Origin of the sequence: Aristaeella lactis (assembly GCF_018118585.1) — a bacterium.
Lineage (GTDB): Bacteria > Bacillota > Clostridia > Christensenellales > Aristaeellaceae > Aristaeella > Aristaeella lactis.
The window spans coordinates 663,893-677,021 of sequence record NZ_CP069421.1; the positions used below are offsets into that span (position 1 = coordinate 663,893).

Genomic DNA, 13,129 nt, shown 5'->3' on the forward strand with positions numbered 1-13,129 from the left:
ACCCGGATCACAGCTCCTTTACGTTTCCGCCGTTATCCCGGAAGACCTCACAGATCACCGAAACGGCTGAAGCGACATCACCGGAACCGGGATCAAAGACCCAGAGGTTGACCGGCTGTGTCCGTTCGGACAGGCAGTCATTCAGGGCATCCGCGTTCATTCCGTAATAAGAAGGAAGGGACAGCATCTGCTTCAGGGCAAGATGAAGCTCCCGGGGACTGTCGTACCGGGAACCGTCGATCATTATCGTCTGCATAAACAGGCCTCCGAATACAGCAAAATATAACTGTTATGACAACAAAAGAATTATAACATAGCGCGGCATCAGCCCACAACAGAGAAATCTTCCATATGTGAACGATATCGTTTCTTGACGGGGCGTTCCGAGGGACGATATACTGATGCCAGCAAGAAAGAAGGGAATAAGTGCCATGGAAGAGCTTGTCATCTCTGTATCCCGGAAGCCGCGCAGATCGGACGTGTTCCTGCTGCGTCTGATGGCTGTTCTCGGGGTTCTTTTTCTCCTGCAGGGCATCCTGTTTTCCACGGCGTTCATGCTGCCCTGCTTTCTCACAGCACTATGCTATTACTGGTACAGGCATGCGTCAAAACGGGAATATGAATATACTCTGGACGAGGAAAGCCTGAAGATCGAACGGGTCAGTGATCACGGCCGAAATCTCCTCTACGAAATACCATACGGCAGCATAGTGCTTGTCTGCAGGCCGGATTCGGATGAGGCAGCGCCTTACAGAAAAGGCGGGGCGGTCCGCGTGAAAAAGGAAGATTATACCTCCTACCGGGAGGATGTGCCGTATTATACCGTTATCGTCAGGGATGAACCCCGGATGCTGAAGCTGCTGATGGACCTGACTCCTGAGGCCATCCGGCTCCTCAGGAGGAGAAACCGGGAAACGGTCCGGATCAGCGATACGCAATAACTGAGAGAACAGTACTGAAAACATAGAACATCCGGAAAATAATCTACCAAAATGTGCATAATATTCAAACATTTGTCCGTTGACAGCCGGACAAACCATCTGCTACAATACGGTCAGAAGAGATTGTATTTTTTCTGTATTTCAATCAAATGAACGTGATTTCAACAGCCTTAAAGACGGCTGAAGAAATAAATTGAAAGGAGACTGATATCCTATGACCAAGAAAATCGTTGCCCTTTTTATCGCAATGTGCCTGATGCTTGGCATCGCTTCAGCTTTTGCGGAGAAACTGACTGTTACCGCCTGGGACGCGAATTTCAACGGAAACGCGTTGCAGGCAGCCGCGGACGATTACAAAGCCAATGTGGATCCTGATTTTGAACTGGAGATCAACATTGTGAGCGGCTCCAGCGACGTGGAGAATGATATCACCAACGCCGGCTCCTCCGGTGACTACAGCCTGCTGAGCGATATCGTGCTTTTCCAGGACCGCTACATCAAGAACTTCGTTGAAAACTATCCTGATGCCTGGGTCAGTCTGGAAGGCGCCGATATCAACTGGGATGACATTACCGCTGTCAAGCAGAGCTATTCCACCATTGACGGTGTTCATTACGGCGCACCTGTGGACAACGGCACCGCCATCATGGCATATCGTGTGGACCTGCTGGAACAGGCCGGATACACCATCGACGACATGAAGGGAATCACCTGGGAGAAATTCCTGGAAGTGGGCAAGGCCGTGTACGAAAAGACCGGCAAGGCCCTGCTTTCCATGGACGGCAGCGGCAATGACCTGCCTTACATGATGCTGCAGGCAGAAGGCGTCAGCCTCTGGAAGGACGGCAAGCCCTTCATCGTCGGCAATGAGAAGCTGCGCAGGGTTGTGGAACTGCTGATCGAAATGGAAAAGGAACATGTGCTGATCCTGTCCAACGACTGGACCGGCTATACCAATGAGACCATCATGCAGGACCAGGTGGCCGGCGTGCTGAACGGCAACTGGATCATCCCCACCATGACGCAGGTCGCGGATAATGCCGGAAAGTGGCAGATCACGACCATGCCGACACTGGACGGCGGCGAAGGATATGCCACCAACGGCGGATCCTCCCTGTATATCACCGGCAACTGCAAGAATGTTGACCTGGCAAAGAAGTTCCTGGCCTACACCTTCGGCGGATCCAAGGAAACCTATGACAACGCGCTGCGTACCGGCGGCGTGGTTACCTGCTGCATCAGCGCGGGCCAGTCTGACGTGTACGGCGAAGGCGTACCTTTCTTCAACAACCAGCCTGTCTATAAGGATATTACCGAGATGGGCGCCAAGATCATCCCGGTTGAAGAAAGCCCCTTCCATTACGTGCTGCGCGGATACCTGGGCGTAGCCATGCAGCAGATCAAGGACGGCGCGGATATTGACGCGGCCCTCGAGGAAGCGCAGACCGCCACTGAGTTCTACATGGAAGGTATGGGTTATTAATTCCATCATTCCTTTCTGAGCTCTCAGAAAAACCGGCAGGGAACCGGAGTATTCCGGTTCCCTGATTCTTCATTGAATACAGCAACGGGAGGAAAAGCCCCGATGAAAAAGAAAAAAGGCTTCGGCCTTCTGGCAAAGCAGAAAGCGGCCGGATGGGGATTCCTTGCCCCGGCCAGCATCCTGATCTTTGTCATGAGCTTCTATCCCATGGTGAGGGCGTTCATCACTTCCCTGCAGACCGGTCCGGCCGCCAAACTGAAATGGGCGGAGCCGCTGTTCAAAAACTATACCCGGATGGTGAACGACAAGGTGTTCCTGACCTCTATGGGAAACACCTTCCTGTACCTGCTGATCCAGGTACCGATCATGCTGGTGCTGGCAATCCTGCTGGCACAGCTGCTGAACAACAAAGACCTGAAATTCCGCGGCCTTTTCCGGACGCTGATTTTCCTGCCCTGCGCAACGGCGCTGGTTTCCTACTCCCTGATCTTCAAAACCCTGTTTGCCACGGAAGGACTGGTCAATTCCTTCCTGAAGGGAATCGGCATCATCAGTGAGAACATCAACTGGCTGGGGCAGTCCGGAACCGCAAAGGCTGTTATCATTATCGCGCTGCTCTGGCGGTGGACCGGCTATAATATGGTTTTCTTCCTGGCCGGCCTGCAGAACATAGAGTATTCAGTGTATGAGGCGGCGAACATTGACGGCGCGAGCGGCTGGAAAACCTTCTGGCATATCACGGTACCGCTGCTTCGGCCTGTGATCGTCATGACGGGCATCATGTCCATCAACGGTACACTCCAGCTGTTTGATGAGTCTGTAAACCTGACCAACGGCGGACCGGCAAACTCGACGATCACGATGTCCCATTATATCTACAACAACGCGCTGGGGCAGGGGGTTGCCAACTTCGGATACGCGTCGGCCCTGTCCTTCATCGTGTTCATCCTGGTAGCCATTCTGGCGTTTATCAACCTGAAGGTAGGTGATACACGTGATTAAGGCTGCAACGATCCGGAAACCGGCGGTTTCCCATATTCAGCGCAAGCTGATCCCAAGCTATATCTTCCTGACGATCATGTCGATCCTGTCCGTGTTCCCGCTGTACTGGATGTTTACCGCCGCGACGAACACATCTCTGGAAGTGGCACAGGGTAAAGTCTGGTTCGGCAATTACCTGGCGGAGAACTACAAGAACCTGATTGACCAGCAGAACCTGTGGCAGGCGATGGGGAATTCCTTCTTCTACGCGATTGTCCAGACACTGGCGACACTGCTGATCTGCTCCCTGGCTGGATACGGTTTTGAATTGTATCACGACAGGGGAAAGGACCGGCTGTTTGCCATCCTGCTACTGGCTATGATGGTTCCCCAGGTAGCCACGCTGATTCCGCTGTTCACCATGATCTCCCAAATGAAGCTGCTGAACAGCGTACTCGCGTTTATCATCCCCGGACTGGCTACCCCGTTCATGATCATGATGTTCCGGCAGAATTCACGGAATTTCCCCATGGACACCATGGAGGCGGCCCGGATTGACGGGTTGAGCGAGATCGGGATCTTCTTCCGGATGTATATTCCGATGATGAAGGCTACCTACGCGGCATCCGCGGTTATCATATTCATGAACAGCTGGAATGCCTATATGTGGCCCAGGACAGTTATGAAAGGGAACGCGGTCCAGACCATGCCGATGCTGATCGCCAATATGTCGAACGGATACGCAGTAGACTATGGTATGCTGATGCTGGGCGTTCTGTTCTGCTCCCTGCCGACCATTATTGTGTTCTTTGTGCTGCAGAAGCAGTTCGCAGAAGGCATCACGGGTTCTGTAAAATAGACTTTGGTTTGATTTAAACACAAAGAAGGCTTCGGCCTTCTTTTTTTGTATCAAAAAAGGAGATGCGTCACGCATCCCCGAAGCAGCAATTGGTGAAAGGAATCAGATCCCTTTTCCTGTACGGATGGAAAAGGCGAGCATATAGGCGGCAAAAGCGCTTTCCGCGGTGATTACCCGTGTGTCACGGGTGGCCAGCAGCCGCAGGACCGGAAGGTTCTGACCCACCTGCTGGGAAGCCAGGAACTGGTACAGCAGGACAAGCAGGATCACAGCCGCGGGGATCCACAGAAGCCAGGCAAAGGGTTCCCGCAGACGGGTCGCGCCGGCCAGCGGCAGAAGCAGCGCCAGCATCACGCCCATAACCGCGCCAAGCAGCAGGGAGCCGAAAAACGGATCCATGGAGCTGAAAAGCGGAAACAGCAGGCACAGCAGGAGCAGCATGCCCAGCGGTACAAGCAGGACTGTCAGTTTTCTGAGGAACACGGTTCGTTCATCTCCTTCCGGATTTCATCAAGCATGATCAGGTCTTTCTCATCCAGCGGGGCGGTTTCAAGCAGGTCCGGACGATGCTTCATGGTGGCTTTCAGGCTTTCCCGGCGCCGCCAGGCTTTTATTTTCGCGTGATCGCCGTTCAGAAGTATCTCCGGGACTTCCATCCCTTCCAGCATCCGGGGACGGGTATACTGGGGATATTCCAGAAGACCGTCGGAGAAGGATTCCTCTTCCGGGCTGTCGGAACTGCCCAGGACACCGGGAATAAAACGGGCCACGCAGTCCACCAGGACCATGGCGGCCGTTTCCCCGCCGGTCAGGATATAATCACCGATGGAGATCTCCTCATCCACGCAGGCATCCAGCGCCCGCTGGTCCACGCCCTCATAGTGGCCGCAGAGAAGGATCAGTTCCTTTTCCTGTGCCAGTTCGCGGGCCAGGGAAGTGGTCAGCTTTTTCCCGCGGGGACCCAGGTAGATCCTTTTTGCGGAAGGATACTCAGCGGTTACCGCTTTCATGGCATCCAGGATGGGCTGCGCCATCATGACCATTCCGGCACCGCCGCCGAAAGGATAGTCATCCGTGTTGTGATGCTTGCTGTTTGAAAAAGGACGAATATCCGTTGTCCGGATATCAATGAGTCCCTGCTCCCGGGCACGTCCGAGGATACTGGCTGAGAAGAAGCTCTCGAACATTTCCGGGAAGATGGTCAGGATATTGACACGGAAAGCCTCGCTCATGACCGGACTGCCACCTCCTCAAGCCTGTCCCGGATCACAAGGATCGTTTTCTTTTCCGTATCCACTTCCGGGAAAACAGATTTCAAAGCAGGGGCCATCAGGGATTCTCTACCGGCCCGGAAAACCCAGGTATCAACCGTGCCATACTGGAGTACATCCGTTAAGGTGCCGATAACACTGCCGTTCTCATCCCGGGCCTCGCATCCGATCAGGTCGGCAATCAGGTTGGCATCTTCCTCCACAGGGGTGGCATGAGCCCTGTCCACATACAGGTCCTGACCGCGGAACCGCTCCGCGGCGTCAGCGCTGTCGCTGCCTTCCAGACGGGCGTACACAAAGCCGTCACGGATCCGCTCAGTTTGGACCGCTACGGGCGTATATGTCTCATCTTTTTTGATGTACAGGGTTTTCCAGGTGTGAAAAAGATCGATGTCCGCGGCATAGGAACGGAGCTTGCATTCCCCGCGGACTCCCTGGGGCTTGAGCACGGTGGCGATCATGAGATAGTCATTCATAAAAGCTGTTTTCCTCCGGTGAAAGCACGGCGGGATCCGCAGATCGGATCCCGCCGGACATGGCTGTGAGTTTATTGAATTTCAACAAAAACAGGCTTGCTGTTCTTAAGCGTGGCGGCCTTCACCACTGCGCGGATCGCTTTGGCGATGCGGCCCTGCTTGCCGATAACCTTGCCCATATCATCTTCAGCCACATGGAGCTCCAGAATCACTGCTTCAGGTCCTTCGGTTTCGGTAACGGTGACCTGATCGGGATGCTCCACCAGAGACTGTGCCACAAAGGTTAGAAGTTCTTGCATGGGTACATCCTTTCTGATCTCAGGCTTACTTTTCCTCGATCGCGCCGGACTTCTTCAGCAGAATGCGGACGGTATCGGTGGGCTGAGCGCCAACGCCGAGCCAGTACTTCGCACGCTCGTTGTCAACCTTGATTTCAGCGGGCTTGGTCATGGGATCATAGTAACCGATCTCTTCGATGAAGCGGCCGTCACGGGGGCTGCGGATATCAGCAACAACCACGCGATAGAAAGGCTTTTTCTTCATTCCCATTCTCTTCAGACGAATTTTGACGGACATTTGGATTTCCTCCTCAAAAATAAATGAATTAATATATATGGAAATCATATAGCGAGGTATATGAGTCCAAACAAAGGTTGACTGCGGGATTTACATCCCGGGGAAACGCATGCCGCGCAGGGCCTTTTTCCCTTTGGTGCCCATCATGCGCTTCATCATCTGCTGTGCCTGCTCAAACTGGCGGATCAGGGTGTTCACATCCTGTACGGTGGTGCCGGAGCCGGCGGCAATACGCTTGCGGCGGCTGGCGTTCAGGATGGAGGGATCCTTGCGCTCCTTCGGCGTCATGGAGCGGATGATGGCTTCGGGTTTCTTCATGGCGTTGTCATCCACGTCGATATCCTTGCCGCTCATGCCGGGAAGCATGCTGATCATGCTGCGCAAGCCGCCCATCTTTTTCATGCTCTGCATCTGGTCCAGGAAGTCTTCCAGGGTGAGCTTGTTGTTCAGGCCTTTGCGGGCGAATTTTCCGGCATCCTGTTCATCGAAGGCTTCCGTGGCCTTGTCGATCAAGGTGAGCACATCGCCCATGCCGAGGATGCGGCTGGCCATGCGGTCCGGATGGAAGGGCTCGATATCGGTGAGCTTTTCGCCGATACCGCTGAATTTGATCGGCTTGCCGGTGACGGCCTTGATGGACAGCGCCGCGCCGCCGCGGGTGTCGCCGTCCAGCTTTGTGAGGATAACGCCGGTGACGCCGAGCTTTTCATCGAAGGCCTTGGCGACATTCACGGCATCCTGACCGGTCATGGCGTCAACCGTCAGCAGAACTTCCGTGGGGGAGACCGCTTTCTGGATCCGAAGCAGCTCATCCATCAGGTTTTCATCAATATGCAGGCGGCCGGCTGTATCGATGATCAGTACATCCCGCTGATAGTAACGGGCGTACTCAATGGCTTCCTTCGCGGTTTTCACCGGGTCCTGGGTGCCCTTTTCGAACACGGGGACGTTTACTTGCTGGCCGACCACCTGCAGCTGTTTAATGGCGGCGGGACGGTAGATATCGCAGGCGGCAAGCATGGGCTTTTTACCCTGCTTGATCAGGTATCCGGCGAGCTTGGCGCACATGGTGGTTTTACCGGCGCCCTGCAGGCCGCAGAGCATAAAGATCGTCGGAACGGAAGAAGACCAGTTCAGTTTGGCGTTGGTGCTGCCCATCAGCTCGGTCATCTCTTCATTGACAATACGGATAACCTGCTGGCTGGGGGTGAGGGAGGAAAGAACGTCCGCGCCGACACAGCGGTCTGTGACCTTGCGGATGAAATCCTTCGCGACAGCGTAGTTGACGTCAGCCTCCAGCAGGGCCATACGGACTTCACGCATGCCTTCCTTAACAGCCTGCTCTGTCAGCCGGCCGCGGCCGGTCATTTTCCGCAGGGCGCCCTGGAGCTTTTCGCTCAAGCCTTCAAATGCCATGGTGCCTCCATCAGCGATCGGACGGCTCAGCCGTTTCGATCGACAGAATTTCTTTAATCAGGTATTCCGCACGGGCGTAATCTTTCCGTTTCATGGCGTCCAGAGCACTTTCCAGACCGTAGTCTATTTTACGGAAACGCTCCGCCACACCAAGGACAGATTCCAGTTCTTCAAGCCTGGAAGCCGCACGGGTAAGGGTTTCATGCACTGCCTGGCGGGAAATACCGACATCGTCGGCAATCTCACCCAGGGAGAGATCCTCCTCACAGTGGAGGGAGAGGACACGACGCTGCTTCTCTGTCAGCAGGCCGCCGTAAAAGGCGGAAAGGAACGCCAGATCCACCTTTTTGCTGAGATCTTCCCGTTCCATGCATGGCCTCCTTGCAATGGGTCATTTTCTGACACCTGCAATATTATACACAATCAAAAAAGAATGTCAAGGGTTTTCCCTTGACAACACAGTGAGAGGATAAAAATGAAAGTGTCAAGCAAAAAGCCCTGACAGAAAAAAGCAATAAAATCAATGCCTGGACGGCAAAAACAGAATCAAAACACAGAAAAAAAGGAATAATGATTGATTTGTGCAGACAAATGTGTAATAATATCGGCTGAATACAATAGCATGTCTCAGCGCAGAAAAGTCAGAATCCCAGCAAACTTCAGCACTTTGACCCCGAAAACGTTTTCGGAAACGAGCAATGAAAGTGAGGACATTTTGACATGAAGCAGACAACCAAACACACCATCAGAAGATGGACCGGCCTGATGCTCAGCATTTGCATTTTCGGCCTGATGCTGCCGACCGGTGTATTTGCTGAGCAGACGAATGGCACGGCTTTCACATATACAGGCAATGTGGAAGACAGCACCTACACAGGCGATAACGCACTGGGGGACCTTGTCCTGCCGGATCCGATCGAACTGGAGGACGGCAGAACGGAATACGCGGCTCTGCTGCTGGAATTTCCCGATCAATTAGGCGGCGGTAAAGTTACCATGGAGACAGGTGACCTGACATCGAATGCCGGCCCGGTGACCGTAACAGTTGGTTATGACAATCCGGCATATCCCTATCCGGTGGAATGGGGATGGGGCGAACAGGAAATCACATGTGAATCTCACGGACTTACCGTCAAGATGGATGACAAGTCCACCCTGGACCTGGATACCGGCAATATCACCAATACGGCCGGCGGCGGTGCAAAGATCAGCGTGAAGGATCAGTCAACACTTGATCTTGAAACAGGGGATATCTGGTCTGAAGCCGGAACGGCTGTTGATCTGTATGTGGATGATGCCTGCAATGTCGAAATTGATGCGGGAAAAATCACAACCTATAGAGATGGCGGCAACGGAATTGCTCTGAAAAGCTATAACGAAGACAAATCAGGATCTACTGTAAAAATCAGCACAGAAGATATCTCAACGAATGGATCGGGTGCCAACCTTGAGACATGGTATGGTGAAACCTCCTTTACAGTAGACGGCGGAATCCAGAGCAGCGACAGTGGGCTGGGTGTGGCACAGAAATACGGCGGTAAAACAACTTCAGTTGTAAACGGAGATATTACCGCCGGAAATAATGGTGTTGCTCTGGATATACTTGCTGAATATGGTTCCACAGTCAACGCGAAAGCAGGAGAGCTTCAGGCCGGATACAGCGGCTTATCTATTACAAGCCGATCATATGATGAATATGACGAAAGCTATGCCACGGTCGAAACCGGTGCTATACAGAGCGCCGGTCAGGGAATAGGGATAACTGTTGATGATAATTCCCATTCTGAGGTACTTGTTAAGGGCAGCGTTTCCGCCGGTACAAACGGAGGGGATGGACTGTCGCTGCAAAACACATATGATTCTACAGCAAAAGTCACCATTGAAGGGGACCTTTACGCTGAAGACAAAAACAATTCCCAGGGTATGCTCGTTACGAACGGTATAGTAAGATGGCCGGATGAACCGCTTGATCACAGCCAAACAGACATCACAGTTGAAGGGGATGTATACGGCGGATACAGAGGCGCCTACCTGCAGAACAATTCCGGCATACTGAATGTTACCGTTGAAGGTGATATTGAATCCTGGTCCGACTATGGGGTTTTCCTGAAAACTGATGATTATTCCACATCGACAGTGAAAGCTAAGGATGTTTACAGCCAGAAAGGAAAGGGTGTTTTAGCTGAATCCGAGGGTGAAGGATCAACCGTCAATGTGACTGTCCAGAATATTGATGGCTGGGGCAGTGACGGACTGTACGCAGCCGCCTGGGAAGCGGGGAGCAAAACCACCATTCAGGCAGGAGATGTTTTCGGAACGGATATCGGCGTAAACCTTTCAGTAGATAATGCCGACTCTGACATCCATGATGCAAACGGAACATTAGATGTCAATGTCGGCGATGTACAAGGAAATATGGGCGGATTGTACGCGGATGTGCAGAACGGTAATATAATCGTCAATGCAGAAAATGTCTGGGCAAGGGATTACAGCGGCGTTGATATTTCACTTACTGGCGATGACAAGGAAAAGGGCATCAACGCAACCATAAACGGGGATGTTCAGAGCGGCGAAACGGGAATCGATGTTTCTTCAAGTGAAAATTTCCGATATCTGGAAGATGAATACGGTGATTATATCGAAAACCCTGACGGATCCCGCATCGGAGTGTACGAAAAACCTGATAACTATGCGGATGTGACTGTTAAGGGAACGGTCAATGCAGGGGTGTACGGAATCAAAACCCGTAATGAGGGCGGAGATTTCACAATCAAGGCCGAAAACGGTGTTTCTGTATCTCATGAAAAAGAGGATAATCCACGTGAAGACCTTACGATAAACGGTGTGCATGCGGAAGCAAAAGCCGGTAAAACAACGATCACTATTGACAAGGGACTTGAAGTATTCGGCTATCAGCATCAGGGCGGCTGGGAGGCTGCTCCTGAAGACTACGATGAAGATGACGATGAAGTAGATGACGATGAAGAAGACAACTGGTATGACAATTCCGAACATGTCTTCAACGGAGACGGCGTTACGGTTCAGAACAAGGGCGGTGAGTTGGACATCACCGTTAACGGCGGATTGTCCGCGGTTGACGGAACTGCCGTCATAATGGATGTTCCGTATTATTGGCTGGACAGCCAGGATGACACGACATCCGGCATCACCGACCTGGTCATCGACGGAAACGTGACTGCCAGGGACGGACTGGACATCAATAACCTGGACAACACAACCACGGTTGAAATCACCGGAGACCTGAAGGCATCCGCAAACGGCGCGAGGGTCAATACCGAGACAGGAACAGCCACGGTCGGTATCGGCGGCGATGTGACGGCGTCAGCCTTTGGTGTCGGGATCCAAAACAGTGACGGTACGGTCACGATGGATATCGGCGGAAGCGTTACTGCGGGCGAAGAATACGCTGCGATGGTGCAAAACGTCGGCGTTGAGGGTGGCATCTCCAGAATGAATATCGGCGGAGACCTGATCGCTGGAGAAAACGGACTCAAGATTGTCAACTACAGCGGCGAACTGGATGTGGAGATCGCCGGCGACGTGACAGCAGACAACGGCACAGGCATAACGATCTCAGGACAGGGGTCCGGCTGGGAGAACAACGGTACAGCAGTGGTGGCAGTCGGCGGCAGCCTGAGCGGGAAAAACGGTATTGATGTGGACTTCAGCGGCAAAGGCACCGGAACAGCCCAGATCATCGTCGGCGGTGACCTGACGGCCACTGAAGGCGGCATCAAGCTTGGTGAAAAGGTGGAGTATAATTTAGCGCCTCAGCCCACCGGTAACGCCGGAGGAGAGTGTGCCAGTGAAGCGGAAAACACCGATCCGGCAGTGGATATTGTAGTGGAAGAGACCATTTCCGGCGGGATTCCGATCTTTGTGGCCAATGTGGAAGCGGCGGTGAATTTCCTGATCACAACCTGGGCAGTCAGACCGAACGAAGACAACCAGATCACAGTGGATCAATACGGCGAATCGGTTAGAGCAGTTGAAGAAAGCATCAATTACATCATCAAGAAGGAAGACAACGAGAAATACGGAACGCTGAACGTTGCCGGAACGAGCGAAAAGACAGTCGGCACAGCGGGACCGGAAGGAACAGGAACGGAAGCAGCCGGCGGAAACACACAGGGCACACACACGCTGAATGTGGCCAAAGAGAGCAAGGAACTGACCCTTTCTGTTGACCTGAAGGAGGAATACCGCAAAGGCTACGAAGTTGTGATCTATAACGGCAAGGGTGATAACCGGATCAAAGCGGAAGTCACAAAACAGGAGAACGGAAACTTCACCTTTGTAGTTCCGTGGGCAGGCGGTGTTTACCTGTCCTTCGACCTGGAGAAACTGGCTGATTCCGAACCGGATCCCGAACCTGAACCGGATCCCGAACCTGAACCGGATCCCGAACCTGAACCGGATCCCGAACCCGAACCTGAACCAGCAAAGGGAGAAGAACCCGCTCCCGAACCCGGCAAAGATCCGGTAAAGGAACCGGAAAACGGGCCGGAAGAAGAGCAGAAGAAGGATCCCGCTCCAGTGCCGCAGCAGAAGACAGAACCGGAACCTGAAAAGGATGATAAGGACAGCGGCAAGGATACCGATACGGACAAGGATGATGATACGGATAAGGATACCGATACCGGCAGCGACAGCGAAGGCCGTGTGCTGGCTATCCTTTACGGTGAAGAGGAAGCATATACCATCTGGTTCCTGACCGGATACGCTTACAAGGCGGAATTCAAAGACGGCTATACCGAAACCGGATCTTACAGCGTGAAAGACAGTATCCTGACCCTGACGGCAAAGGACGGAAGCAAGCGGACAGCGGACGAAAACTGGAACATGGCATTCGGTGACGAACTGACCGCGGAAATCGTTAAAGCTGACTTCTCCGACTCCGTGAAGGTAATCGGCGAATTCAACCTGAACGATGACAGCGTACTGGAAATCACGGATGATAAACAGGAAGCGCTGGACCTCGGCGTGATCAGCAGCAGTATCGACAATCCCCAGGCGTTTGATATCCTGAAGGCCATCCTTCCTGAAGAAGCCTGATCTCCAAAACAAAAACAAAGCCGGCGGTTCTTTATGGAACCGCCGGTATT

At 53.0% G+C, this 13,129-nt stretch carries 13 protein-coding genes; 5 read left to right on the forward strand and 8 right to left on the reverse strand.

Annotated elements, in window-relative coordinates; all coding sequences use genetic code 11:
* Nucleotides 1-7 precede the first annotated feature (7 nt).
* Nucleotides 8-256, reverse strand: a complete 249-nt coding sequence (locus JYE50_RS03095) for a barstar family protein (RefSeq protein ID WP_084094344.1) — start codon at nt 254-256, stop codon at nt 8-10.
* A 145-nt stretch (nt 257-401) separates the two neighbouring features.
* On the opposite strand from JYE50_RS03095, the gene JYE50_RS03100 reads away from it, so the two are divergent.
* The 4 genes from JYE50_RS03100 to JYE50_RS03115 all read left to right on the forward strand — a co-directional run bounded on the left by JYE50_RS03100 (nt 402) and on the right by JYE50_RS03115 (nt 4,264).
* Nucleotides 402-941: a DUF6106 family protein gene (locus tag JYE50_RS03100; protein WP_143763478.1), complete on the forward strand. Its 540-nt coding sequence runs from the start codon at nt 402-404 to the stop codon at nt 939-941.
* 214 nt (nt 942-1,155) lie between these two features.
* Nucleotides 1,156-2,424: an ABC transporter substrate-binding protein gene (locus tag JYE50_RS03105; protein ID WP_084094348.1), complete on the forward strand. Its 1,269-nt coding sequence runs from the start codon at nt 1,156-1,158 to the stop codon at nt 2,422-2,424.
* A 102-nt stretch (nt 2,425-2,526) separates the two neighbouring features.
* Nucleotides 2,527-3,426, forward strand: coding sequence for a carbohydrate ABC transporter permease (locus JYE50_RS03110; RefSeq protein ID WP_084094350.1), 900 nt, complete (start codon nt 2,527-2,529; stop codon nt 3,424-3,426).
* Complete coding sequence (locus JYE50_RS03115) at nt 3,419-4,264, forward strand: carbohydrate ABC transporter permease (RefSeq protein WP_366212092.1); 846 nt, start codon at nt 3,419-3,421, stop codon at nt 4,262-4,264. Before JYE50_RS03110 ends, JYE50_RS03115 begins: the two co-directional genes overlap by 8 nt.
* A 102-nt stretch (nt 4,265-4,366) precedes the next feature.
* Here the strand turns inward: JYE50_RS03115 and JYE50_RS03120 are convergent, their stop codons facing one another.
* The 7 genes from JYE50_RS03120 to JYE50_RS03150 form a co-directional block, all read right to left on the reverse strand.
* Nucleotides 4,367-4,747 carry a hypothetical protein gene (locus tag JYE50_RS03120; RefSeq protein ID WP_084094352.1) on the reverse strand — a complete coding sequence of 127 codons (381 nt, stop codon included), beginning with the start codon at nt 4,745-4,747 and terminating at the stop codon, nt 4,367-4,369.
* The gene (trmD, locus tag JYE50_RS03125; protein WP_084094354.1) at nt 4,729-5,496 is read right to left on the reverse strand and encodes a tRNA (guanosine(37)-N1)-methyltransferase TrmD; all 768 of its coding nucleotides are present in this window, start codon (nt 5,494-5,496) and stop codon (nt 4,729-4,731) included. Before trmD ends, JYE50_RS03120 begins: the two co-directional genes overlap by 19 nt.
* Nucleotides 5,493-6,011 carry a ribosome maturation factor RimM gene (gene rimM / locus JYE50_RS03130; RefSeq protein WP_084094356.1) on the reverse strand — a complete coding sequence of 173 codons (519 nt, stop codon included), beginning with the start codon at nt 6,009-6,011 and terminating at the stop codon, nt 5,493-5,495. Before rimM ends, trmD begins: the two co-directional genes overlap by 4 nt.
* Before the next feature lie 71 nt (nt 6,012-6,082).
* A complete protein-coding gene (locus JYE50_RS03135; protein ID WP_084094358.1) occupies nt 6,083-6,310 on the reverse strand; it encodes a KH domain-containing protein in 228 nt (75 codons plus the stop codon).
* A 25-nt stretch (nt 6,311-6,335) separates the two neighbouring features.
* Complete coding sequence (rpsP, locus tag JYE50_RS03140; RefSeq protein WP_084094360.1) at nt 6,336-6,587, reverse strand: 30S ribosomal protein S16; 252 nt, start codon at nt 6,585-6,587, stop codon at nt 6,336-6,338.
* A gap of 90 nt (nt 6,588-6,677) precedes the next feature.
* Nucleotides 6,678-8,003 (reverse strand): signal recognition particle protein, encoded by a 1,326-nt coding sequence (gene ffh, locus JYE50_RS03145; protein WP_084094362.1) that lies wholly within the window; start codon nt 8,001-8,003, stop codon nt 6,678-6,680.
* A 10-nt stretch (nt 8,004-8,013) separates the two neighbouring features.
* Nucleotides 8,014-8,373 (reverse strand): sigma factor-like helix-turn-helix DNA-binding protein, encoded by a 360-nt coding sequence (locus JYE50_RS03150; RefSeq protein ID WP_084094365.1) that lies wholly within the window; start codon nt 8,371-8,373, stop codon nt 8,014-8,016.
* A gap of 350 nt (nt 8,374-8,723) precedes the next feature.
* On the opposite strand from JYE50_RS03150, the gene JYE50_RS03155 reads away from it, so the two are divergent.
* On the forward strand, nt 8,724-13,079 hold the full coding sequence (locus tag JYE50_RS03155; RefSeq protein WP_179138177.1) for a procyclic acidic repetitive family protein: 4,356 nt from the start codon (nt 8,724-8,726) through the stop codon (nt 13,077-13,079).
* Nucleotides 13,080-13,129 lie beyond the last annotated feature (50 nt).

Bases quoted from the DNA above. Each gene is read 5' to 3' on its own strand.
- JYE50_RS03095 (WP_084094344.1), bottom strand. From the start codon at position 256: ATGCAGACGATAATGATCGACGGTTCCCGGTACGACAGTCCCCGGGAG.
- JYE50_RS03100 (WP_143763478.1), top strand. From the start codon at position 402: ATGCCAGCAAGAAAGAAGGGAATAAGTGCCATGGAAGAGCTTGTCATC.
- JYE50_RS03105 (WP_084094348.1), top strand. From the start codon at position 1,156: ATGACCAAGAAAATCGTTGCCCTTTTTATCGCAATGTGCCTGATGCTT.
- JYE50_RS03110 (WP_084094350.1), top strand. From the start codon at position 2,527: ATGAAAAAGAAAAAAGGCTTCGGCCTTCTGGCAAAGCAGAAAGCGGCC.
- trmD (WP_084094354.1), bottom strand. From the start codon at position 5,496: ATGAGCGAGGCTTTCCGTGTCAATATCCTGACCATCTTCCCGGAAATG.
- rimM (WP_084094356.1), bottom strand. From the start codon at position 6,011: ATGAATGACTATCTCATGATCGCCACCGTGCTCAAGCCCCAGGGAGTC.
- JYE50_RS03135 (WP_084094358.1), bottom strand. From the start codon at position 6,310: ATGCAAGAACTTCTAACCTTTGTGGCACAGTCTCTGGTGGAGCATCCC.
- rpsP (WP_084094360.1), bottom strand. From the start codon at position 6,587: ATGTCCGTCAAAATTCGTCTGAAGAGAATGGGAATGAAGAAAAAGCCT.
- ffh (WP_084094362.1), bottom strand. From the start codon at position 8,003: ATGGCATTTGAAGGCTTGAGCGAAAAGCTCCAGGGCGCCCTGCGGAAA.
- JYE50_RS03150 (WP_084094365.1), bottom strand. From the start codon at position 8,373: ATGGAACGGGAAGATCTCAGCAAAAAGGTGGATCTGGCGTTCCTTTCC.
- JYE50_RS03155 (WP_179138177.1), top strand. From the start codon at position 8,724: ATGAAGCAGACAACCAAACACACCATCAGAAGATGGACCGGCCTGATG.